24 protein-coding genes are annotated in these 23,520 nt (G+C 65.9%); 14 read left to right on the top strand and 10 right to left on the bottom strand.

The window, feature by feature from the left end; translation table 11 throughout:
- Positions 1-8: 8 nt before the first annotated feature.
- On the top strand, positions 9-389 hold the full coding sequence (locus KZ498_RS00490) for a VOC family protein (RefSeq protein ID WP_312615899.1): 381 nt from the start codon (positions 9-11) through the stop codon (positions 387-389).
- A gap of 107 nt (positions 390-496) precedes the next feature.
- On the opposite strand, the gene aceB is transcribed toward KZ498_RS00490, so the two are convergent.
- Positions 497-1,804: a malate synthase AceB gene (gene aceB, locus KZ498_RS00485; protein ID WP_312615898.1), complete on the bottom strand. Its 1,308-nt coding sequence runs from the start codon at positions 1,802-1,804 to the stop codon at positions 497-499.
- A 397-nt stretch (positions 1,805-2,201) separates the two neighbouring features.
- On the opposite strand from aceB, the gene KZ498_RS00480 reads away from it, so the two are divergent.
- From KZ498_RS00480 to KZ498_RS00460, 5 genes are all read left to right on the top strand, one after another.
- Complete coding sequence (locus KZ498_RS00480; protein ID WP_312615896.1) at positions 2,202-2,966, top strand: IclR family transcriptional regulator; 765 nt, start codon at positions 2,202-2,204, stop codon at positions 2,964-2,966.
- Between the two features lie 395 nt (positions 2,967-3,361).
- On the top strand, positions 3,362-3,781 hold the full coding sequence (locus KZ498_RS00475) for a hypothetical protein (RefSeq protein ID WP_312615894.1): 420 nt from the start codon (positions 3,362-3,364) through the stop codon (positions 3,779-3,781).
- Between the two features lie 97 nt (positions 3,782-3,878).
- Complete coding sequence (locus tag KZ498_RS00470) at positions 3,879-4,925, top strand: thiamine pyrophosphate-dependent dehydrogenase E1 component subunit alpha (protein WP_312615892.1); 1,047 nt, start codon at positions 3,879-3,881, stop codon at positions 4,923-4,925.
- Positions 4,922-5,926, top strand: coding sequence for an alpha-ketoacid dehydrogenase subunit beta (locus KZ498_RS00465; protein WP_312615891.1), 1,005 nt, complete (start codon positions 4,922-4,924; stop codon positions 5,924-5,926). Before KZ498_RS00470 ends, KZ498_RS00465 begins: the two co-directional genes overlap by 4 nt.
- A 4-nt stretch (positions 5,927-5,930) precedes the next feature.
- Complete coding sequence (locus KZ498_RS00460) at positions 5,931-6,950, top strand: NAD(+)/NADH kinase (protein WP_312615889.1); 1,020 nt, start codon at positions 5,931-5,933, stop codon at positions 6,948-6,950.
- A 288-nt stretch (positions 6,951-7,238) separates the two neighbouring features.
- Here KZ498_RS00460 and KZ498_RS00455 read toward each other — a convergent pair whose 3' ends face one another.
- The 7 genes from KZ498_RS00455 to KZ498_RS00425 form a co-directional block, all read right to left on the bottom strand.
- Entirely contained in the window at positions 7,239-8,621 is a 1,383-nt protein-coding gene (locus KZ498_RS00455; RefSeq protein ID WP_312615887.1) for an E3 binding domain-containing protein, read from the bottom strand.
- 96 nt (positions 8,622-8,717) lie between these two features.
- Entirely contained in the window at positions 8,718-9,530 is an 813-nt protein-coding gene (locus KZ498_RS00450) for an SDR family NAD(P)-dependent oxidoreductase (protein WP_312615885.1), read from the bottom strand.
- A gap of 89 nt (positions 9,531-9,619) precedes the next feature.
- On the bottom strand, positions 9,620-10,561 hold the full coding sequence (locus KZ498_RS00445) for an alpha/beta hydrolase (protein ID WP_312615883.1): 942 nt from the start codon (positions 10,559-10,561) through the stop codon (positions 9,620-9,622).
- A 101-nt stretch (positions 10,562-10,662) separates the two neighbouring features.
- A complete protein-coding gene (locus KZ498_RS00440; RefSeq protein ID WP_312615881.1) occupies positions 10,663-11,199 on the bottom strand; it encodes a cob(I)yrinic acid a,c-diamide adenosyltransferase in 537 nt (178 codons plus the stop codon).
- 8 nt (positions 11,200-11,207) lie between these two features.
- On the bottom strand, positions 11,208-11,378 hold the full coding sequence (locus KZ498_RS00435) for a hypothetical protein (RefSeq protein WP_312615880.1): 171 nt from the start codon (positions 11,376-11,378) through the stop codon (positions 11,208-11,210).
- A gap of 55 nt (positions 11,379-11,433) precedes the next feature.
- Positions 11,434-11,805, bottom strand: coding sequence for a glycerol dehydratase reactivase beta/small subunit family protein (locus KZ498_RS00430; RefSeq protein ID WP_312615878.1), 372 nt, complete (start codon positions 11,803-11,805; stop codon positions 11,434-11,436).
- Positions 11,806-11,900: 95 nt separating this feature from the next.
- Entirely contained in the window at positions 11,901-13,796 is a 1,896-nt protein-coding gene (locus KZ498_RS00425; protein WP_312615877.1) for a diol dehydratase reactivase subunit alpha, read from the bottom strand.
- A gap of 220 nt (positions 13,797-14,016) precedes the next feature.
- On the opposite strand from KZ498_RS00425, the gene KZ498_RS00420 reads away from it, so the two are divergent.
- Entirely contained in the window at positions 14,017-14,808 is a 792-nt protein-coding gene (locus tag KZ498_RS00420; RefSeq protein ID WP_312615876.1) for a CbiX/SirB N-terminal domain-containing protein, read from the top strand.
- 30 nt (positions 14,809-14,838) lie between these two features.
- Here the strand turns inward: KZ498_RS00420 and KZ498_RS00415 are convergent, their stop codons facing one another.
- Positions 14,839-15,675: a universal stress protein gene (locus KZ498_RS00415; protein ID WP_312615874.1), complete on the bottom strand. Its 837-nt coding sequence runs from the start codon at positions 15,673-15,675 to the stop codon at positions 14,839-14,841.
- A 126-nt stretch (positions 15,676-15,801) separates the two neighbouring features.
- On the opposite strand from KZ498_RS00415, the gene KZ498_RS00410 reads away from it, so the two are divergent.
- The 6 genes from KZ498_RS00410 (at position 15,802) to KZ498_RS00385 (ending at position 20,124) form a co-directional block, all read left to right on the top strand.
- The gene (locus KZ498_RS00410; RefSeq protein ID WP_312615872.1) at positions 15,802-16,227 is read left to right on the top strand and encodes an OsmC family protein; all 426 of its coding nucleotides are present in this window, start codon (positions 15,802-15,804) and stop codon (positions 16,225-16,227) included.
- Between the two features lie 99 nt (positions 16,228-16,326).
- Positions 16,327-16,737: a heme-binding protein gene (locus KZ498_RS00405; RefSeq protein WP_312615871.1), complete on the top strand. Its 411-nt coding sequence runs from the start codon at positions 16,327-16,329 to the stop codon at positions 16,735-16,737.
- A gap of 227 nt (positions 16,738-16,964) precedes the next feature.
- The gene (locus tag KZ498_RS00400) at positions 16,965-18,692 is read left to right on the top strand and encodes a propanediol/glycerol family dehydratase large subunit (RefSeq protein WP_312615870.1); all 1,728 of its coding nucleotides are present in this window, start codon (positions 16,965-16,967) and stop codon (positions 18,690-18,692) included.
- 6 nt (positions 18,693-18,698) lie between these two features.
- Positions 18,699-19,271 (top strand): propanediol/glycerol family dehydratase medium subunit, encoded by a 573-nt coding sequence (locus tag KZ498_RS00395; RefSeq protein ID WP_312615868.1) that lies wholly within the window; start codon positions 18,699-18,701, stop codon positions 19,269-19,271.
- A gap of 2 nt (positions 19,272-19,273) precedes the next feature.
- A complete protein-coding gene (locus KZ498_RS00390; RefSeq protein ID WP_312615866.1) occupies positions 19,274-19,672 on the top strand; it encodes a diol dehydratase small subunit in 399 nt (132 codons plus the stop codon).
- A 131-nt stretch (positions 19,673-19,803) separates the two neighbouring features.
- On the top strand, positions 19,804-20,124 hold the full coding sequence (locus tag KZ498_RS00385) for a hypothetical protein (RefSeq protein WP_312615865.1): 321 nt from the start codon (positions 19,804-19,806) through the stop codon (positions 20,122-20,124).
- 922 nt (positions 20,125-21,046) lie between these two features.
- Here KZ498_RS00385 and KZ498_RS00380 read toward each other — a convergent pair.
- Positions 21,047-21,382 (bottom strand): hypothetical protein, encoded by a 336-nt coding sequence (locus tag KZ498_RS00380; protein ID WP_312615864.1) that lies wholly within the window; start codon positions 21,380-21,382, stop codon positions 21,047-21,049.
- Positions 21,383-21,481: 99 nt separating this feature from the next.
- Between KZ498_RS00380 and malA the strand changes: the two genes are divergently transcribed.
- Complete coding sequence (gene malA / locus KZ498_RS00375) at positions 21,482-23,494, top strand: alpha-amylase MalA (protein WP_312615862.1); 2,013 nt, start codon at positions 21,482-21,484, stop codon at positions 23,492-23,494.
- Positions 23,495-23,520: the final 26 nt, after the last annotated feature.

Genomic DNA, 23,520 nt, shown 5'->3' with positions numbered 1-23,520 from the left:
CGCGGTGTATGGCCAGTGCAAGCGTACTTCACATGTGTCTGAACGTCGCCGACGCCACAGAATCGATTGCGTTCTACGAGCAGTTCGGTTTCGAGGAGTCCTGGCAGTTCACCACGCCGGACGGCGAGACGACCAACTACTACGTGGCCGACGACAGCGGCGTCGAACTGCAACTCTCGGAGACGGACGGCGAGACGAGTTTCGAGATGGGGACCGGCTGGGACCACCTCGCGCTCGGCGTGGACGACGTCGACGCGACGGTGGACCGCATCGACCACCACGGCGTCGTCAAGGAGCCAGGGCCCCAGCCCGAGGCCGGGGCGTACACGGCCTTCGTCGCGGACCCCGACGGCCACCACGTCGAACTCATCGAACCGCTGGAAGACTGAACAGTTCGACGGTCGAGGGGTTCGAAGACAGAAGCGTTCGAAGACAGAAGCGCTCGAAAACCGAACCGCGCCCACGGCGTTTCGAATGACGAAACGATGTTCGCCCGTCAGTTCCCGACGGCCACGGCGCGTTCGACGATGTCAGCGCCGTACATCTCCTCTAACTCTTCGTGCTGGTCCGGCCGGTGCTCGTAGACGTCCTGGAACAGCGCGATGGGGGTCTGGGCGGCCTGGTAGGTCGCCTCGTCCCACATCCGGTCCTTGCTGACCTCGACCTCGACGCCGTCGATGACCAGCGTCGCGGCCTGTGTCATCGCGATGGCTCCCTTGCCGGCCTCCTTGGCGGCCTCGAACTCCTCCATGGAGTCGACGATGTCGGTCATGCTGGGGACGTACGCCGTGCGGTCGAGCAGCTCCTCGGTGAGTTCGTCCTCGTCCAGTTCCAGTCGGTCACCGCCCGCCTGCATGACGTAGCCGCCCTCGCCGTCCGCTTCCAGCGAGAGGTCGTCGCCGTCGTACACTTGCGTGCCGTCCTGCTCCTCGAGCTCGACTTCCTGGCCGCCGGCCTCGAGCAGCCAGCTGCCGGTCTTGGGCGGCAGCGGGGCCGTGTTCGCCTCGACGACCTGGCCCGGCGTCAGCGACCAGATGCCGGTCATCCCCTTCGCGCGGTTGTCTTCCATCCGCTCGCGGTACCCCTCGACGTCGCGGATATCGTCGTAGGGGCCGTCGACGGCGATGAGGCCCGCGGCGCTGGCTCCTCGGGAGGTGTTGTGGCGCAGTTCGGGCCACGGCGGGAGTTCGCCGGTGGGCGTCATCGCGCGCATGTCCTTCGTGTAGTCGACTTCGCCGTCGACCAGCAGGAACATGCGTTCGAGGTTGTTCGATGGCTTGCCCATCTCGTCTCGCAGGTCGCCCATCGCCAGTTCGGCCTCACCGCTCTCGACGATGACCGACATGGAGAGGCTCCCCTCTTCGAGCCCGTGCTCGTGCTCGATGATGGTGAGGAACTCGTCGGCCTTCTTCCAGCCGTCGATGTCGCCGACCTCCGGAATGACGAAGCCGTCGATGTGGTCGACGGCGCCGTTTTCGGGGTCGGCGATCTCGAGCATCTGCTGGAACCCCTGGTAGCGGGTCGTCGGCGACTCGCGGTGCCAGACGACGCGCGGGTGTATCTCGCCGGGGAACTCGGCGCCCTGTTCGGCGACGACCTCGATGATGTTCTCGACGCCCTCCTCGCGCATGTTCGGTGCCGTCGCGTCCTCGTTGTCAGGGACCCAGACGTCAGGTGCCTGGAGGCCACGGAGCTGACCCGCGCTCCGGAGCATCTTCGCGGAATCGTCTTCCCCGTCGACCGCTGTCGGAGAGGTGAAGAACGTTCTGACGAACTCGCGCTCGTAGTGTCGCGTTACACTCATAACTCACCTCAAAGAACCCAACGGATGGTGTTAAATCTACCGTCCGGAGTCGCCCAGAATCCCGTACACAGCCGTCATTCGACAGGCTGGCGAGTGATTCGAACGTGCGAAATATATAAGATACAGGACCATTCGCGGCCGGCCGATACAGCACGCTGACACACTGCGATAGACGGCGATACGCGGTCGTTGTATCGATACCTGCTACCGCCCGGTCCCAGCGTCGGGTCCCCGGGAGTTTCGTTAGGCGCACTCCGTCGGCTTTCCGTTTCGTCATTTCGAACCGAGCTCCGAGAGGGGTGAACCAGGTCACGAGTCTATCGCTGCGTTCCCCTTCCAGAGCGTCTGACACAGGGGATACGGCAATTTTATTCGGGAGGCCCCGGAAGTGTGGCTAATGACAGAGGCGAAAACGGACTCGGTCCGGGCGACGCAGACCTCGCTGGCGGTACTCTCGGGTATCAAGGAACTCGGCGGGAGTGCCACGCTGGTCGAACTCGCCGACACGCTGGAGCCGGCCAAGAGCACGGTATACAAGCACCTGGTCACGCTGGAAGACGAAGGGCTGGTGGTGGAACGGGACGGCGAGTACCGAATCGGGCTCCGGTGGCTGGAGTTCGGTGGCATCGCACAGCGCTACGACGGCATCTACGAGGTGGCAAAACCCGAGGTCAGACGGATGGCGGTCGAGACCGGCGAGCTGGCGAACCTGATGATCGAGGAGCAGGGCTATGGCATCTACATCCACACGACCAGCGGGGACCAGGCGGTCGCGCTCGATACGCGCCTCGGGAAGCGGATTCACCTCCACAAGACCGCTATCGGCAAGGCGCTCCTGTCGAGTTTCGACGACGACCGGGTCGCGGAGATCATCGATGCTCGCGGCCTGCCGGCTGAGACGGAAAACACCATCACCGACCGCGAGACGCTGTTCGCGGAGCTCGAGACGATCCGCGAGCACGGGGTCGCCGACGACACCGAGGAGCGGGTCGACGGGACCGGCTGTGTCGGGGTCCCCATCGACACTGGCGACCGACGGAAAGCCGCCATCAGCATCACCGCACCCATCAACCGGTTGCAATCGCCGGGCCGCAAAGCGGAGCTCATCGACACAGTGCAACAGGCTGCCAACGTCATCGAGGTCAATCTGGCCCACGGGTGACAGCCCCGTCTGTTTTATCCCCAGATGAGTCGATCTCAATCGCGGACGGCTGTCCGTCGCCGGTAGCATCTAATACCAGTACAGTTGTTATTCGACGGCCGGATACCCGCCACCTGCCGCGGTGTTCGCTGCTGGCGTGGAAGGCGCAGATGCTTCTCAAAGGAGCTATCCTATCACATGGAACCGGCATCTGCTGACAAATAGTACATTATTATTAATTAATTAGTCCGTTTCGTAAAGAACCGTTGACAGTCGAAGCAGTATCGCTTCGATATTTCTCTCCAAGGCGAGAAAGTATCACTGTATTGGGTGATACCGTGCCGAACGTCCGACTGGATCGGCGTCTCTCGATAGAACGGCGTGCTTTTTTGAACGCGCCGGTCCAACACGCTCCTGTGACACAACAGGAGTCGACGATCCGAACGCGACTCCGCGAAACGCACCGCGAGACACTGCAGTCGGTCATCGACGCCGGCCGCTCGGTCGCCACTGCCTGGCCGACCGACGTGGTGCAGGAATCCGGTGCTGTGACGGAGCCGCTTGAGCACCTCCTTCGAGAGCGAGGCCTTGCTGAGGACCTCATCGAGATGCTGCAGACAGGGACGGCAGCGATGGACGAGACGGTGCAGGGCAGACCAATCCCGGCCCCGCCGTACCTCGTCATCACGAGCCGGGGGCCGGTCTGCCGCGGAACGGTCAGCGACGGTCGGCGACTGGTCGTCGTTCTGGAACTGTTCGCGGTCCGGCGGGCCCCGACCCGGTACCAGTTTCGCGACCCGACGCCCGAGGACCTGCTCTCGGTTTCTGTCCGATAGCCACGAATATTGACCTATGAAGGTAATTATGCTATATTACTACCGCAGAATAACCGATACTACTAATATTGTGTTAACTGTCATCACATAACGTAGTATGGCAGACTATACACTAGAGACAGACGACGGACGGCTCGAAGCCCTGCGTCGGATGCTCTTGATACGGGAGTTCGACACGACAGCAGGCGAGTACTTCGCGGACGGCGAAATTCCGGGGTTCGTCCACCTGTACATCGGTGAGGAGGCGGTCGGGGTCGGTGCCTGTGCGTCGCTCGACCCGGACGACTACATCGCCAGCACGCACCGGGGCCACGGCCACTGCATCGCGAAGGGGCTCGACCCGAAGCTGATGATGGCCGAACTGTTCGGCAAGCGCGACGGGTACTGTAACGGCAAGGGCGGGTCGATGCACATCGCCGACGTGGAGTCGGGGATGCTGGGCGCTAACGGCATCGTGGGGGCCGGTCCGCCCATGGCGACCGGCGCGGCGCTCACCATCGACTACAAAGACCTGGACAGGGTCGCCCTCGGCTTCCTCGGGGACGGGGCGGTCGCACAGGGGCAGGTACACTCCGCGATAAACCTCGCCTCGGCGTGGGACCTTCCGGCGATATTTCTCATCGAGAACAACCAGTACGGCGAGGCGACGCCGGTCGAAGACCAGCACAACGTTGAAAACCTGAGCGATACGGCGCAGGCGTACGACATCCCCGGCGTAACCGTCGACGGGATGGACGTCACCGCGGTGGCCGAGGCCGTCAAGGAGGCCCGGAAACGCGCCCGGGCGGGCGACGGGCCGACGCTGATAGAGGCCGAGACGTATCGCTACCGCGGCCACTACGAGGGTGACGAACAGCCCTACCGAACAAAAGAGGAAATCGAGAAGTGGAAGGAGAGCGACCCCATCGACTGGTTCCAGAGCCGCCTCGTCGACCGGGGCGAACTCACCGAAGACGAGTTCGAGGACCTCCAGACCGAGGTCGAGGAGACCATCGCCGACGCCGTCGACTACGCACAGGACGCGGACATGCCCGACCCATCCGAGGCCTACGAGGACATGTTCGGCGAACCGGTCCCCGAAATCGAGCAGTTCGCCGCCCGCCCGCGTGCCGACGGGGGCACACGTGGAGGTGACACCCGATGACTGCACAGGCACAACTCGACGCGGAACAGACCGAGACGATGACCGTTCGGGAAGCCATCAGACAGGCGCTCCGGGAGGAGCTGGAGCGCGACGAGGACGTGTTCCTCATGGGTGAAGACGTCGGCCTGTTCGGTGGCGTCCTCGAAGTGACCGGCGACCTCTACGAGGAATTCGGCGATGAGCGCGTTCGCGACACGCCCATCGGCGAGTCCGGGTTCATGGGCGCCGCGACGGGTGCGGCCGCGACCGGCACGCGGCCGGTCGTCGAACTCATGTTCAGCGACTTCATGGGCGTCTCGATGGAGCAGATCATGAACCAGATAGCGAAGATGCGCTACATGTTCGGCGGGAAGACGGAGATGCCCGTCACCGTCCGGACGACAGAAGGCGGCGGCATGGGGGCCGCCAGCCAGCACTCCGGCACGGTCCACGCCTGGATCGCCCACTTCCCGGGCCTGAAGGCGGTCGCGCCCGGAACGGCGGCCAGCGCGAAGGGCCTCACCAAGGCCGCCATCCGCTCGGACGACCCCGTGTTCGTCTTCGAGAACAAGATGATATACGAACAGAAGGGCGAGGTCCCGACCGACGAGGACTTCACGGTCCCCATCGGCGAGGCGAGCGTCGAGCAGGCGGGCGACGACGTGACCGTCGTCGCGACCCAGCGCCTCGTCGGCGAATCGCTGGACGTGGCCGAGACCCTGGCCGGCGACGTCGACGTCGAGGTCATCGATGCCCGGTCGCTGTACCCGCTCGACACGGACACCATCGTCGAGAGCGTCGAGAAGACTGGGCGACTCGTCGTCGCCGACGAGAGCCCGCTCTCGTACGGTACCCACGCCGAGATAGTGGCCAGAGCGCAGGAAGAGGCGTTCTTCAGCCTCGACGCGCCGATACAGCGGGTCGGCACGCCGGACACCCACATGCCGTTCAGCCCGCCGCTCGAGCAGGAGGTCCTGCCCGACGGGGACGATGTCCAGAACGCCATCGAGCGGATCACCTGAACACGTGGCCCGCGTAGGCTTAGTCGTCAATCCGGCCGCGGGTCGCGACATCCGCCGTCTCACGGGCGGTGCGAGCGTCGTCGACAACTACGCCAAGCGCCGCGTCGCGGAGTGCGTCCTGGCGGGTTTGAGTATCGTTCCCGACACCCCGAGCGTAGCTGTCATGCCGGACACCGCGGGCATCGCCGCCCACGTAGTTTCGGAGGCCACCGACGGCGTCGCTGTCGAGCAGGTGGACATGCCCGTCGAGAACTCGGCGGCGGACACGCGGCGCGCGGCCGCCCACTTCCGCGAGCACGCCGACGCCGTGGTCGTGCTGGGCGGCGACGGGACGACCCGCGACACGGCGATGGAACTCGGCGACGTGCCGCTCGTCTCCGTCTCGACGGGGACGAACAACGTCGTTCCGACGCCCGTCGACGGGACGACCGCCGGCGCGGCCGCGGCCGTCGTCGCGAGCGATATCGTCGACACCGACGCCGTCACCTATCGCCACGGGAAAATCGACGTGGTGGCCGACGACGTCAACGGCACGAAGCGGCTCACCGGGCTGGCCGCTGTCGAAATCACGGACCGTCCGTTCGTCGGGACCCGCGCCGTCATCGACCCCTCGGAACTGCTGGGCGGCGTCGTCTCGCGGGCGCACCCGTCCGAAATCGGCCTCAGTTGCGTCGCCGGGTGTCTCGAACCGCTGGCCCCCGACGAACCCGGCGGTGCGGCGCTCCGTCTCGGCGACCCGGCGGACGCGTCCCGGACGGTCCGGGGAATTCTCGCGCCGGGGATGACGACCGAGGTCGGCGTCGTCGGTCACGACCGACTGGGCTGGGACGACCCAGCAACGTTCGAAGTCGAGGACGGCGTCGTCGGTGCGGACGGGGAGCGCGAACTCGAACTCGTCGACGCCACGGTCGAGATTACGCCCGTCGCCGACGGGCCCCGTCTGGTGGCGGTCGACGCGGCGCTCGGTGCCGCGGCCGACGCGGGCGCGCTGTTACAGGACGCGACGACGGTCGAGAACCCCTGATAGGGGCCGTTTTCCGGGGTGTGGCCGGAGCCGCTACGCCATGTCGGGCTTGTCGAGGATTTTAACGTGGGGTCGATGAGTCGGTCGACCCCCTCCTCGACAATCACTTCCAGGCCGATTCGACCAGCGATGAACGGTTCGGGGTCCAGGCGGCCGTCGGCGAGCATGGCCTTCTACAATTACCTTTCAGTATACCTGACTGTCTGGATTTTTTCAGGTCGGCAACGACGTGTGCGCTCCCGACGGCTTGCCCATGAGAGCACCGAGACGGCGACGCTCGTCCCGGACTCACTCCCGGCCGCGATACGAGCCCAGAACGAGTTCCGACGCTCGCTGCGCCCGCTCGAAGAACCCCTCGAGGAACGCCTGCGCCTCAGCGGCACCCACTGCGCGCGTGTCGTACGTGAGACTCGCCGTCACGAGTGGCCGGATGGTCACGCCGTTCTCGCCCGGGACGGCCCGCTCGCCGGTCGGGTCGACCTCAAGGGCCGCGACGGCCGGCGGATTGATGAGTCGGCCGCTGCCGTCGGTCTCGGCTGCGTTCGTGACGGTGAAGGTGGCCTGGTGTGGCGGCTCCTCGTCGCCGTCGACCGACTGGCGCCTGTCGACGATTTCGGTGAGGGACTTGTTCGCCGCGTCGGGGATGACGCCCGAGACCGACCCGTTGATGTCTGCGACGAGGGCGATGTGCTGTGGCTCTGTGACCTGGTGTGTCGACTCGGTGAACGTGCCGTTCAGCACGGGATGGTCGGTGAGCGTCGCCGATGCGAGGACGAGCACCACGTCGGTCACCGTCACGCGCTGCTCGAAGGCCGTGCGGACCGCCTCCATCGTCTCGAACAGCGCCTCGCCGGCGGCCGGGTCCGCAGTGGCCGTGACCCGGTCGTACCGGTCCTGTTCGGGCCGCTCGGCCGAGAGCCACTCCACGCCGCCCCGCTCGGCCGCCCTGACGGGCGGTTCCGCCTCGGCGGCGGCCTCTACGTCGTCCTCGGTAACCGCGCCCTCGAAGCCGGTGCCGTCGACAGTCGTCAGGTCCACGCCTAACTCCTCGGCCCGCTTCTGGGCACGCGGGGAGGCCTTCACGGCTCCCGTGTCCCCCTTGTCCGCCGGTTCGCTCTCGGCTGCGTCGGCGGCCGCTTCGACGTCGTCCTCCGTGATCGCGCCGTCGAAGCCGGTCCCCTCGACGGTCGCCAGGTCCACGCCCAGCTCCTCAGCGCGCTTCTGTGCACGCGGGGAAGCCTTCACGTCGGCGCTGCTCTCTCCGGCGTCGCCCGTCCCGGCTCCGTCCTCGCCGCCACCCCCTGCAGTTTCGGCCGTCGCGGCGACTGCTTCCGACGCTTCGGCCGGTTCTGCTTCGGCTGTTTCGGCCTCGCTTTCGGCGTCGCCCGCCAGTTCGGCCTCGGCTTCCGCCTCTAGGTCGGCGATGTCGGCGTCCGGCGCCGCGAAGATGCCGATGGGCGTCCCCGGCGGCACAGCATCCCCCTCCTCGGCGTAGACGCGCCGGAGGGTCCCGTCCTCGCGTGCCTCCACCTCGCCGATGCTCTTCTCGGATTCGACTTCGGCGATCATCTCGCCCTCTGAGACGTCATCGCCTTGCTCGACGGTCCATTCGAGCACGGTTCCCTGTTCCATCTCCAGCCCGAGTTTCGGCATCTTGACAATATATGACACGGTGCGCTACCTATCGCCGCGCGGTTACTAAAAAACATGTGCCGAAAGCAGCCGTCGCTGTGTCGGGCCGCGTCGGGTTCGCTACGGGCCGGTTCGCTAGATGACGCTCTGCAGGATGCCGCCGTCGACGACCACCGCCTGCCCGGTGATGTTCCGGTTCTCCGCGAGGAAGACGACGGTCCGTCCCATGTCCTCGGGGGTCTGGTCGCGGCCCATCGGAATCGCCCGGTCGATGGTGTCTTCGTAGGCCTCGCCGAGTTCCGGCGTCAGCACGTCCTCCCACATCGGCGTCTCGACGATGCCCGGACAGATGGCGTTGACCGTCACGTCCGGCGCGAGTTCGAGACACAGCGACTTGGTGAACCCGAGGACGGCGTGTTTCGACGCGCAGTAGTGGGCGAGGCCGGCGGCCCCGATAGACCCGGCGATGGAGGCGGTGTTTACGATTGCCCCTTCCGTCTCTCTGAGGTGCGGGCTCGCGGCCCGGGCCGTGAGGAACATCCCCTTCAGGTTCACGTCCATCACCGTGTCCCACTCCTCCTCGGCCATCTCCTCTACCGGGGCCACGGTGATGACGCCCGCGTTGTTCGCGAGGACGTCGATGCGGCCGAACTCGTCGACGACCTCCTCGACCATCGCGTCGACCTGGGCGGCCTTCGTCACGTCGCAGTCGATTACGTGAGCGCGCTGGCCCTCTGACTCGACGCGGTCCACGACCTCCTGTGCGCGCTCGGTGCCGGCCATCTCGGTGGACGACCGCTGGTTGTACGCCGACTCCATCACGTCCACGTCGGCGATGACGACGTCGCTGCCCGCGGCCGCGAGTTCGGCGGCGATACCGCCCCCGATGTCGCCGGCCCCGCCGGTCACAATCGATACAGCTCCGTCTAGTGTGGTTTGTTCGACCATCACACAAAAATGTCTATCAACTATCACAATAAAACATGCCGGCACACGACGGCTTCTCGGCTACTGTCGGAGCGATGGCGCGAACGGGTTCACCCCAGTTCCGACCGAACGGCGTCGCCGATCTCGTCGATGGCCTCCCGCGCACGGTCGAGTTCCGGGTCGGCGAGCATCGTCAGGAACCCGTGAATCATGTCGTCGTACTGCACGTGGCGTGTCGGGACGCCCGCGGCGTCGAGACGGTCCGCGAGCGCGCGGCCCTCGTCGCGGAGCGGGTCGAATCCGCAGGTGAGCAGGAAGGTCGGCGCCAGCCCGTCCAGCCGGTCGGCCTGCAGCGGGGCAGCGTAGGGGTGGTCCCCGTCCAGTTCGCTCCGAATGTACCCGTTCCAGAACCGTTCCATATCCTTCCGCGTCAGGAAGTACCCCTGCGCGTTCTCCTCGTAGGAGTCCGTCTCGAACCCGAACTCGGTCGGCGGATAGGCGAGCACCTGGTAGTCGATGGACGGGTCGCCACGGTCGCGGGCGAGGAGGCTCACCCCGAACGCGAGCGTGGCGCCGGCGCTGTCCCCGGCGACGGCCAGCGCGCCGGGTGTCGCACCGATCTCCTCCGCGTTGGCCGCGAGCCACTGTGTCGCGGCGTAGCAGTCCTCCAGGCCGTCCGGGAACCGGTGTTCCGGTGCCAGCCGGTAGTCGACGGCGACGACGACGCAGTCGGCCGCGTTGGTGAGGGCCCGACACAGCGCCTCGTGGGTTTCGATACCCCCGAGCATCCAGCCGCCGCCGTGGAAGAACGCGAGCGCCGGTCGCGGTTCGTCGCCCGTCGGCCGGTAGATACGGATCGGAACCTCCCCGTTCGGTCCAGGGACGGTTCTATCCGTGACTGACCCGACCGGTTCCGGCGGCTGGTCGGGCACGCTCAGGTCGCGGTAGGTCTCGCGGGCCTCGGCCAGCGGCAGCCGGTACAGCGGGGGGAGTCCCTGCTCCGAGAGGCCGTGGAGGTACTCCTGGACTTGCGGATTGAGTGTCGACGCCATCGGTTCGGTCACCACTATCTCGGCACCAACGTATAGTTCTATCTCCGGACGGTGGGAGTTGGCGCCTCCGCCCCCGGGAGACCGACGTGACGATCCGCCGGTCAGTACGTCGGATGTGCCTCACCGACGCCCTCGCGTTCGTTGACCAACCGGGCCAGCGTGAACAGCAGGTCCGAGAGCCGGTTCAGATAGGCGATCGCCTGCTCGTTGACCCCGTCAGCCTCGGACTGGAACGCGACCGCCCGCCGCTCGGCGCGTCGACAGACCGAGCGTGCGTGATGGAGCGCCGCCCCGGCCTCGCTCCCGCCGGGGAGGATGAACGATTCGAGCGGGTCGAGCTCCGCCGACGCCTCGTCGACCCACGTCTCCAGCTGGTCGACGTGTCGCTCCCCGATGACCGGGTCGTCGTCGTCCGGGTCGGGGTTGGCGAAGTCGGCCTGGACGATGTGGAGGTGGTTCTGCACCGCTGCCAGGTTCTCGTCGACGTCCTCGTAACCAGTCGGTCTGATCGTCCCGATGAGCGAGTTCAGTTCGTCCGCGTTGCCGTAGGCCTCGATGCGGTGACTCCCCTTCGAGACTCGGCTCATGTCCCGCAGGTCGGTCTGTCCCTCGTCGCCGCGACGTGTGTAGATTTTCATGCTCGGGCTCACTCCTCGACGAGTTCGCCGATCCGGTTCTCCGCCCCGCAGTGCGGGCAGGTCCAGTCACGGTCTGTCAGGTCTGTCCTGGTGATGTCGCTCAGCCCCCAGTAGCCGTCACACGCGCCGCAGTTCACGTGTGCCAACGTCTCGATGTAGGCTGTGTGTTCTGGTGCCATACACGCTCCCGACTGTGACCGCCTGATAAAAAAATACTGTCTCCGTACCGGCCGGTCAGGCGACCGCTTTGAGCGGCGTCCCCTTCGCGAGCCGGGCGGCGTTCGAGCCGAGCTTGCGGGCGGTCTCGGCCGTCACGCCAGCGATGTCGAACATCGGGTCGCCGTCGGGCAGTTGCTTGTGGTGGACGACGACCCGCCCGTCCGGCGTTACGCTCACACCGATCTTCAGCGGCGAACTGACAGAGGCGTCGTAGGCGACCGGGACGCCGTCGCCGTCGAAGCCCGACTGGACCGCCCACGAGACGCCCTCCTCCTCCAGGCCGTACTCGATGTACTCCACCGGGTCCGGTAGCTCCTCGCCGATGCACCACACGAACACGCGCGGAATCTGGTCGTTCTGGTCGACTGGGCCGCGGCAGCCACTCATACACCTGTCTTCTGCGCTCACGAACATAAAATCAGGTGACGCGGTGTCGCGACCGCGGTTCGAGGCGGCGTGTCGGCCTCGACACGGCTGGGGTGTCAGACCGTGGACCGCTCCAGCGACGTCGTGAGTCCGGACGGGATGTCCAGGTCCAGATAGCCGCCGCCGTCGACGTGTGAGAGCACGAGCCCGGTCGCGACGGCGTTCCGCGGCCCCATCTCACCGCGGACGTTCGCCCGCCCGCAGACGATGCCGTACTCGGCCATCGCCTCGGAGATCATCTCCGGGATCTCGAAGTCGAGCGCGGAGCGGCCGGTCATGACGACGAACGGCAGCCGCCGGATGCTCTCCGTCGGCGTGATGATGTTGAGCGCGCGCTCGGCGTTCTCGACGAACACGTTCCGCTTGGCCCGCCGCCGGACGCGGCGTATCTCCTCGGGCGATTTGTCGACCGGCACCGGCCGCATGCTCCCGCCGTCTTCGAGGACGACCGTCCGGCCGTAGAGGCTCGGGTCGACGGGGTCGTCGAAGAAGTCGACCGTCCCGTCCTCCTCGCGGATGCTGTAGAGGGACTGGACCTTGGCCGAGGGGAACTTCTTGATGGCCTCCGCCAGGTCGCGGTCGTCCAGCCCGAGTTCGGAGTCGATGAGCATCGTGACCAGGTCGCCGGCCCCCGAGAGGTGTATCGAGTCGATCGCCTTGTCCTCGCCCATGTACGCCGCGTCCGTCGACCCGCCGCCCATGTCGAGAATCGCGAACGGGTGGTCCGTCCCCGGCGTCGTGAGCGAGCCCAGCACTGCCATGTTCGCCTCGACGCCCTGGATGACGACCTCCGCGCCGATCTCGTCCTCGATGCCGTCCGCGATCTGTTGCATCGGGAGCTGCTGGGTCTTCACCATCGCGGCCAGGGCGACCGCGCTCTCCATGCTGTGCTCGTCGGCCACGCCGCCCTCGACTTTCTGCGGGACGAGCGTATCGACCGCCATGATATCTCGAATCTCGATGGAGTCGACCGGCTGGCCGGTGACCTCGGCCATCTGGCTTCGTGCCCGGTTCAGCATCCCGCCGATGTTCGACCCGCTCTCCCCCTGCACGTCCGACACCGGCCAGCTGTCCATCACCGCGTCCATGATGACGTCCGCCCCTTCGTCGACCGGCACTTCGGTCGTGGTCCCGCGTTCGTCGATGATGCGGAGTTCGCCGGCGGGGATGGTCCGCTCCTCGACGTCGCCCGCCGGCGTCTTGATGACCACGGCGGATTTGTTACCTACGAGGGCACGGGCGACGGGGATTATCTTCTGGGTCTCCTCGGAGGAGAGGTCGAACACGGTCGCGATGCCGTAGGGGTTCGACAGCTCGTCGATGGTCCGGCCCGTCGCTTCGGGTGCGACCTCCACGGCTGTCGGCTGGCCACGCGGGACCTTTCCCAGGTCCGACACCTCGTCGATAATCGGGATGTCGATGTCGATCCGGTTGTGGATGAGGACGGCGTCGTCCCGCTGGACGATTGCGCCGGCGACCTCGTACCCCGCCGCCGTCCACTCGTTGATGAGTTCGGCGGCGACGGCAAAATCGACCGTCTCGGGCACCAGAAAGACGACGGGTTCGTCCGGGTCGTGGTCCGCCTTCGACGCCGTTATCTCGATGGCTGTCCCCTTCCCGAGACCGACGCCGCCCGGTGTCGAGGGGTCGTGGCCGATCATCGTCGACTCCGTGATGACGGTCTCGGTTATCGTCTCCATCGCCACGTCGCCGATGACAGGTGCGGCTTCGTTGAGAAGCACCGTCTCGATATCGCCTACGTCGATGCCCGCGTCGGTTGCGGCCCGGGAGAGCGCGCTCACGACCCCCGGGACGTTCTTTTTCGTCCCTTTCAGCCCGGTCGTCCTGTAGAGGGCACTGGCACAGAACTCCGGGCGATGCCCGTCCCGCTGGCGCAACAGCGCGACCTCCGTACTGGAATTGCCGATATCGACACCTGCGAGATACGCCATACCCCTGCTATCGAGGGAAATATCAAATAGCTTTCCCCAGCGGTGACGGCCCCACGCCGCGATGCGTTTCTGGCTCGCCGTCCCGCGTCGGGACGGCACTCAGGTCGACATCGACCGACGGGAAAACGGTCCACTGACCGAAATCTATATGTCATTTGCTCACGCAGCACAGGAAGACAAGCGAGGTTGTAGTAACACAAAACAAGTTACAGAGCGAGCTATGACACCTGGAACACTGCTTCTCGTCGGCCGGCAGACGGCGGCATCGCCACAGCCGATTCAGACACACGCAAGGCGATTGCGCGACCGGAACATCGCAGACACGGTGCGGGTCGAGACGTACGACGAGACGTGGGACGACCCCGTCGCGGACACCGCTCCCGAGCGCGTGGACGAACCGGTGCTGGTGGTCCCACTCACGGTCGCGTACACGAACGAGACGAGACACGTAATCTCCTCGATTGCCCGGCGGTGGGGCGACGCGGTGTCGCTCTGTGACCCCATCGGCCACAGTCCGGCACTCACCGACGTCATCGCGGAACGCGCCGACGAACACGCCGACCGTCCGGACGAGACGTCGCTGCTTCTGGTCGGCCTCGGGAGCGGGTCCCTGTCGGACCAGCGGCGGACGGTCCAGTACCACGAACAGCGACTGCGGGACCGGACCGCCTACGACGAGGTGCGGTCGTGTTACGTCCTGCAGGACCCCGTCGTCGAGTGTGCGCGGTATCACGTCTCGAACGAGGCGGTCGTCGCGGTGCCGGTGTTCGTCTCGCCGTCGCCCGTCACGGAGGAGACCATCCCGGAGAGACTCGACATCGACCGCGGCGGCATCGACTACGCCGCGCCCATCGGCGCACACGAACGGCTCACCGACGCGATTCACGCCGACGTAGTGAGACACCGCGCCCTCGAACAGCTATCGGCGGTGCCCAGTGCGGACCGCGTCAGTCGCCCCCCCGCGGTTCGGACCCGACCGGTCGTGACTGACGGCCAGGGGCCGTCGGAGTGAGCACCGGTCCCGTCCAGTGTCGGGTCGTCCCTACGGGACGACGAGTACCGGGACGTCGACCGTCTGCCGGATGCGACTGGCGCCGGTCGGACGGAGTCGCCCGACCAGCGGGGTCGTCCTGCCGCGGCCGACGACCAGGGCGTCCGCGCCGGCGTCGGCGACGTACTCGTCGAGTGCCTCGCCCGGCCGGCCGGGCGCGGTGAGCGTTTCGAAGGTCAGGTCGCCGTCCAGGTCGGCCGCGGCCTCGACCGGGGCCCGAAGTTCCCGCTCCTTGCGCTCGATGAACGCCTCGGAGACACCGCCGGCGTTGAACGGCCCGGCCGCCCGCTGGAGGTCGATGACCGTGACGACAGACACCGCCGCTCCGTGCGCCTCGGCGACCGCCGCGGCGTGCCCGGCCGCCGCCTCGCTCGGGACCGTCTCCAGATTGGGCACGACCAACTGCTCGAACTGGACCCGTGCCGCGGCGTCGGGGACTGCGAGAACCGGGACGTCGGCCGCACGCGCCACGCCGTCGACGAGGTCGTCGAAGGCGCCTGTGCTCGCCTGTGGTCCGATGACGACGAGGTCGATATCCGCGTCGGTCGCGTAGCGCAGGACCTGCTCCCGGAGGGGTCCCTCGGCGGTGTGTACCCTGCCGTCGACTGCCGTCTCCGCGACCAGCTCCTCGAGGTCCGGCGGACCCGCCTGCTCGGCTGCGGCCGTCGATGCGTCCGCGTCCAGCGAGAGGCGGGACGACTGCGTATCGGCCACACGCAGGAGGTGGACGGCGGCGTCCAGCCGCTCCGCGAGCGCGATGCCGACCTCGGCGTTTCGCGCTGCGACTGCCTCGTCCCCGGTCAGAACGAGCACCCGATTGTATGCCACTGAGTGACAATAACACACTGCTTCCATATACCGTTGGCGGCGGTGGCCTGAGGGACGACACTCGAACTGGGGAGATGGTCGCCCTGCCGTGCATACGCTTTTTTCCGTCCAGTCATCAGTCACTGTATGGTCGAGTACTCGGAAGACTACCACGCACAGGCCACTGCGACGGACGACACCGACCGCTGGACGACTGAGTCACGCGGGCAGTTTGAGGTCGGCATCCCACGGGAGTTCGGCGGGACATTCGACGGGCCGGCTCCCGAGAACTACTACGCCATCGCGCTCACGAACTGCTACGTCGCCACGTTCACCGTTATGGCCGACAACTCCGGGTTCTCGTTCCAGGAGGTGAACGCCGACGGGACGCTCCGACTGCGGCCCGACGACGGTTCGACCGCCGTCGACTCGTTCGACCTCACGGTTGAACTACAGGTCGAGTCGCCTGACAGGAAAGCCGAGGTGTTGTTGAAACGCACGCAAGAGCACTGCTTCATCCTCCAGTCCGTCGACTTCCCGGTCTCGGTCGAGTACGAGGTCATCTCCGGCTGAGTGCGCGTGAGCCGCGAAACGGTACGCTCGAAGGAAGAACTCCTAGCTGGGGGGATAGTTTTATTTTCTGTCACGACGACGGTGCGGACGGACTTCACGATGACAGCGGTAACACTCGACGTCGCAAAGACGATCATCGCAGCGGCAGAAGAGAAAGCCCAGGAGATAGACGTTCCCATGTGCATCGCGGTGATGAACCAGGGGGGGAACCTCGTCGGATTCCACCGGATGGACGGCGCACTCCTGGCGAGCATCGACATCGCACAGAACAAGGCCTACTCGTCGGTGTCGCTGAAACTGGATACGGAGACAATCCACGAGGTCTCACAGCCCGGCGAGTCGCTGTACGGGCTGGGAACCACAAACGACGGCCGTATCGTCACCTTCGGCGGCGGCTACCCGCTGGAGGACGCCGACGGGACTGTCGTCGGCGGCGTCGGCGTCTCTGGCGGTAGCGCCGAGGAGGACATGGAGGTCGCACAGGCCGGCGTCGACGCCTTCGAAGGCTAATCCCGGAGCCATCGGGTCCGGCGATACCTCAGCGTCCCGATATCACTGCAGCCCCGAGTTGCGGCCCGGTCGCCTCCCAGCGCAGTCGCTATTTCCACTGGTACTGGTGGAGAGCTCCGGCCCCGAACCTGCAGTACAACTACAGTTGCATTACTCATGTTTTCTTTATATTCCTGGGTAATAAAAACGCAAAATTATATAACCTAACTCTCCGTTGATATATGTGTATGACAGATGATGACACGCCTGTAGCCGATGGCTCAGGCGAACTCGAGGAGACAGCGCCAAAGCGGTCGAAGCGCTTCGAGGCGCTGGACGAACGGGCCGTCACCGAAGACGGGTTCGTAAACGAGTGGCCGGAGGTCGGCTTCGTCGCGATGGAGAGCCCGAACGACCCCGACCCGAGCATAACCGTCGAGGACGGGGAGATCGTCGAGATGGACGGGAAAGACCGCGCGGAGTTCGACTTCATCGACCGCTTCATCGCCGATTACGCGATCAACGTCGAGAAGGCCGAGGAGGCGATGGCGACCGACTCAGAGCAGGTCGCGCGCGACCTCGTGGACATCAACGTGCCACGCGAGGACATCGTCGAACTGACGACCGCGATGACGCCCGCGAAGCTGTCAGAGGTCGTCAACCACCTCGACACCGCCGAGATCATCATGGCGATGAAGAAGATGCGGACGCGCCGGACGCCGGGCAACCAGTGTCACGTCACCAGCGTCGAGGACAACGTGGCACAGATCGCCGCCGACGCCGCGGAGGCCGCGCTCCGGGGGTTCTTCGAGATCGAGAACACGGTCGGGGTCGCGCGGATGGCCCCGCTGACCGCCCTCGCCCAGCAGATCGGCGCCCAGTGTGGCCGCGGCGGCGTCATCACCCAGTGTGCCGTCGAGGAGGCGACCGAACTCGAACTCGGGATGCGCGGAATGACCGGCTACGCCGAGACCGTCTCCGTCTACGGCACCGAAGACGTGTTCAAGGACGGCGACGACACGCCGTGGTCCAAGGCGTTTCTCGCCTCGGGGTACGCCTCCCGCGGCCTGAAGATGCGGTACACGTCGGGGGCCGGGTCGGAACTCAACATGGGCCAGGCGGAAGGCAAATCGATGCTGTACCTGGAGAGCCGGTGTATCCTCGTCACGAAAGGCTGTGGCGTCCAGGGCCTCCAGAACGGCGGCATCAGCTGTATCGCCATCCCGACGTCAGTCCCGGCCGGCGTCAAGGAGGTGGCCGCCGAGAACCTCATCACGATGATGGCCGACCTCGAAGTCGCCTCCGGGAACGACCAGACGTTCACCCACTCGGACAAGCGTCGCACGGCCCGGATGATGCCACAGTTCCTCGCCGGCACGGACTTCATCTTCTCGGGGTACAGCGCCGTCCCGAACTACGACAACATGTTCGCCGGCTCGACGTTCGACTCCTACGACTTCGACGAGTACAACATCATGCAGCGGGACCTGCAGGTCGAGGGCGGCACGAAACCCGTCGACGAGGAGACGGTCCTGGAGTACCGCGAGCGGGCCGCCAAGGCCGTCCAGTCCGTCTTCGAGGAACTCGGGTTCCCGCCGATCTCCGACGAGGAGGTCGAGGCCGCCGTCTACGCCAACGGCAGCAAGGACATGCCCGAGCGCAGCACGGCCGAGGACATCAAGGCCGCCGAGGAGATGATGGAGGAAGGTCTCAACGGGGCTGAGCTCGTGAAGATACTGGCCGACAACGGCTTCGAGGAGATCGCCGAGAACCTGCTCGGCATCCTCAAGGGCCGCGTGGCCGGGGACTACATCCAGACCTCGGGCATCTTCGAGGGCGACGGCGACTTCGACGTCGTCAGCGCCGTCAACGACCCCAACGACTACCAGGGCCCGGGAACGGGCCACCGCCTGGAAGGCGAGGACTGGGAAGAAAAGAAAGAGGTTCGGTTCGCAGTCGATCCGGAGGATATCTGAACACCCATGGCACAAGCACAACAGCAGGAGCGGACACTGGTGCTGACAGAGAGAGGCGTCGCCGAGGAGGGGACGGACACGGATGAGGTTGTCATCTCGATCAGCGCGGGGTTCAACGAGATGAAAGACGAGACGCTCGCGGGCGTCAAACTCGCCGAGGTCCTCCGCGAGATGATGGCCGGCATCGAAGAGGAGGGACTCACGGCCCGTGTGGTCCGCTTCACTGACAACCTCGACCTCGGCGTCATCGGCCTCAGGGGCGCGAAGCTCTGCGGGTCTGGCATCTCTATCGGCATCCAGACCCGCGGGACGACGCTCATCCACCAGGAGGATCTGGTCCCGCTCAGCAACCTGGAGCTGTTCCCCCAGGCGCCGCTGATCGACCTCGAAACGTACCGCGCGATCGGCAAGAACGCGGCGCTGTACGCCAAAGGCGAGACGCCCGAACCGGTCCCGGTCGCCAACGACCCGATGGCCCGACCGAAGTACCAGGCGCTCGCGGCGCTGTGGCACATCAAGGAGATGGGGTACAAGGACGAAGACAAAGAGCCGATGGAGATGGAGGTCTCCTTCGAGTAACAATGAGCGACGACATTCACTACCCACTGGCAGACAACCCGGACGACGTCGAAACGCCCGAGGGAACGAAACTCTCCGAGATTTCCCTCGAGAAAGTCGTCGAGGGCGAGATCGACGGCGAGGAGCTCGTCATCTCCCCGGAGACGCTGGAGAAACAGGCACAGATCGCCGAACAGGAGGGGCGGACACAGGTCGCGCGGAACTTCCGGCGCGCGGCGGAGCTGACCGAGGTTCCGGACGACCGCATCCTCGAGATATACAACGCACTCCGACCGAGCGGGGCCGACAAGGAGACGCTACAGGAGATTGCGGACGAACTGGAAAACGAGTACGGCGCGGAGATCAACGCCGAACACGTCCGCGAAGCCGCCGAAGTGTACGAGGAGCGCGGCCTGGTCTGAGACGGCCGTCGTCGGTGTCCGCCGACCCGAGTCGGCGACGTCCGGTACCGATTCCGTCGCCGGCCGGCACATTCGTTGCTGTGGATAGCAGCGGGAAAACATCTAAGCCCCGGATTCGCGTACTGAAGCGTATGACCAGCGAAGACACAGCCCCCGACAGGGGTCGGGAACACATCGAGGTGCTCAGGGAGACGGTCGACCGCAACCGCGACCGCGACTGGGCGGACTACCGCGACCGGTTCTCCTTCACGGTCGTGGACGACGGGACGGTGTTGCTCTCGCCGGCCGACGAGGCAGACCCGACGGGGTCCGCGGTCGAGCGAGAAGTGACCCACACGGTCACTGTCGAGGGCGGGACGGCCGTCGACTGCAACTGCCACGTCGCACAGCGGCCGTTCGACCGGCAGTCCTGCCGGCACATGCGCGCGGTCGATACCCATCCGCGACTGTGAGCCGAACCCGCGTCAGTCGTCCCGTCGGGTCCGGCACACCCACAGGCCGGGCCGGGACCGACGTGACCGCGGTCGCCCGAGAGCGCGATTGTACCGAGAGCCGCCGCGAAAAGCCGTTTCTTTACTGATACCCTCGTGCGATGTTTCGTCACGGCTGCTGACAGAGAGGGGCAAATACGCCGGAAATAAAGATGATTAATCATGTGGTACAGACGGATATGGGAAAATCCACTGATTTGGTCGGAGGACAGCCTGGGTCATCGATGTAACCGCCGAGGCCGCTGAACTATTACAAACCAATCACGAGTTTATCGCGGTTTTCGACCCGAAAACGGCTCGATGGCCGGATGCTGACCGCCGTACTCTCCCAATCGAAGTGGATAATAGCCGTACGACTGTTATCCGGTTCGCTGTGAGAACGCGCCGCGACGTTCGGGGCACCGGAGCGCGACGACGAGGGCAGTGTCACCGGTCACCCGAGATACACCGACAGCTCCTTCTCGGAGTCCAGGGACAGCACGGCTTCTGGCGTGTGGCGGTGCTGTGTCGGACAGTACACCCCATCGGCTGACGATTTCACGTGACTCCGTTCGCGACTGCGGGGACTCTCTCTCTCTCGGAAGCTGTGTGGATTATACTGGCGAAAACGCGGTATCTGAACTCATAATTGCGGAAACTCCAGAATAGCATGAGTAAAGTACACACTCGGATTATTTGGAAACACATAGGACATATATGACCTTGAAAAAGCACATGAATATACAGGAGTACTGCTGTAGGAACTGGGAACAGCTATCCACGCGTATAAGTCCGTGTAGTAGCTCTAAATAATGGCCCATATGCTGGCGAATAGCGGGTATGGAAACGCCGGACGTTCTCTATCCGTCGATACTGCACACCGGAGTCCCTGTAGGGCAGACCGTCAATGGTAGCACAGGCTCACGGCGAGAACGACGAAGTAGGTCACGAGCCCCCAGCACACCGCGGCGACGATGACCGGACCCACGAGGACGGCGAGTCCGCCGGCACATGCCAGGAGCGCGGCCGCCGAGGCCGTCCGCACGCCACGGCGCTCCCACAGCGACGCGACGGGTGTGTCGAGCACGAACAGCGCCTCGACACCCAGCGCGCCGGTCACGCCGACGGCGACGGCGGCACCGGACCGGAGCGTGTCGAGTGCGCCGACCTGGCCCAGATACGCGACCAGCGCCAGGCCACAGAGCAGGGCAGCCCCGGCGTCGCGTCGGTAGTCGGGCACAGAGACGGTAGGGGCCACAGCCAGAAAGCGATACTGCCAGTGGCGGGCAGCGGGTTCGGATACCCCAAATACAAAGACACTGTCAATCGCAGTGAACCTATGCACCATCCTGGACCGCCGCGGTTCGTGGCGACGGGTGACGAGATCGAACTCGCGCCCCGGGACCCGGACCCGACAGCGACGTACAGTTGGCACCTCGCGCGCGCACCAGTACAGTCTACCGCAACACTCGGCGACGACCCGGTCGAACACTTCGTCCCCGACACGCCGGGCAGATACGTCGTCCGTCTTAACGCACCGGACGGCAAGCACGACCTGACTGTCCGTGCGTTCCCGGGGCAGGTCGAATCGAGCGGGACACACACCTCGGGGCGGTCCGGTCGCTCCGGGGGGCGAAGCGGCGGCGTCTCCGGGGGACGAAGCGGCGGCGTCTCCGGGGGGCGAAGCGGGAGCGGCGAGTACACCCAGGCCACCGGCGGTGGCGGCGACGGCGGTAGCGGTGGCCGCCCGCGACTGACCCTGCGGCCGGCAATCGAGGGTGACGAGGCCGTCGTCCGCGCGGACCGCAGTCCCCATCCCGACGGGACCGAGACGGCCGGCGACCTCGCCGTCGAGTTCCTGCTGGACGACCGCGACGACATCGACGCCGACGCGGTGACCCGGGACGGGACGGACCTCAGGATTCCGCTGGATACGCTCCCGGAGCGCGCCCGCATTCACGCCGTCGCGGTCGGGGACCACGGCTACAGCGTGCCCGACGCCGTCGAGTTCACTCGCGACGAGGACGGTGTGAGAACGGGTACGAACGATGCGGGAATCGCCGCCAGCCGTCCGTACGATGCGCCGGCCTGGGCCGAGGACTCGGTCATCTACGAGATTTACGTCCGCACGTTCGCCGGCGACAGCGACGAATCGCCTTTCGACGCGATTGTCGACCGCCTGGACTACCTCGACTCGCTGGGCGTCGACGTCATCTGGCTCACGCCGGTGTTACAGAACGACCACGCGCCCCACGGCTACAACATCACCGACTTCTTCGAAATCGCGTCGGACCTGGGTACCCGTGCGGACTACGAGCGGTTCATCGAGGCGGCCCACGACCGCGGGTTCAAGGTGCTGTTCGACCTGGTGTGTAACCACTCGGCGCGGACCCACCCCTACTTCGAGTCCGCCGTCGACGACCCGGACAGCGAGTACCGCGACTGGTACGCGTGGCGGACCGACACCCAACCGGAGACGTACTTCGACTGGCAGCACATCGCGAACTTCAACTTCGACCACCTGCCGGTCCGCCGGCACCTGCTCGACGCGGTCGCCCAGTGGGCCGAGCTGGTCGACGGGTTCCGGTGTGACATGGCCTGGGCCGTCCCGAACAGCTTCTGGCGCGAGATCCACGACTACTGCAAGGACCACGACAGCGAGTTCCTGCTACTGGACGAGACCATCCCGTACATCCCCGACTTCCAGGCCGGGCTGTTCGACATGCACTTCGATTCGACGACCTACGCCGCGCTCCGGGAGGTCGGGGGCGGCGGCGATGCCGAGGCCGTCCTCGGCGCTATCGAGGGGCGGGCGGAGATCGGCTTCCCCGAGCACGCGTCGTTCATGCTGTACGCGGAGAACCACGACGAGACGCGGTACATCGTCGACTACGGGCGCGAGGCCGCCGAGGCCGCCGCGGGCGCACTGTTCACGCTCCCGGGCGCACCGCTTTTGTACGCCGGACAGGAGTTCGGCCAGCGTGGCAAGCGCGATGACCTCGCGTGGAACCACGCCGACGAGGCGCTCCAGTCGTTCGTCGGTGACCTCTCGTCGGTCAGGCACGACCAGCCGGCGCTGTCGGCTGCGGCGGACCTCGTCCGAGTCCCCTACGAGGTCCGGGGCGGGCCGTCCGACCGCGTCGTCGCGTACGCCCGGACGACTGGGGAGGACGCGGCCGTCGTGGTACTCAACTTCGGCAGCGAGCAGACGACCGTCGGGCTGCCGGTCGAGACCGGCGAAACCGACCTCGTCTCCGGCGAGCAGCGCGGGGCCACCGGCGACGGGGACACGACCGTCACGGTCGACAGTGTCGCCGTGTTCCCGGCCGCCGACAGCGACCTGGGTCAGTAGTCGTAGTCCGTTTCGGTTCACTGACC

It is taken from the genome of Haloarcula sp. 1CSR25-25, assembly GCF_032027985.1.
Taxonomy (GTDB): Archaea; Halobacteriota; Halobacteria; order Halobacteriales; family Haloarculaceae; genus Haloarcula.
Note: the sequence above shows the minus strand (reverse complement) of the source record. Positions and strands in the feature narration are given on the sequence as shown.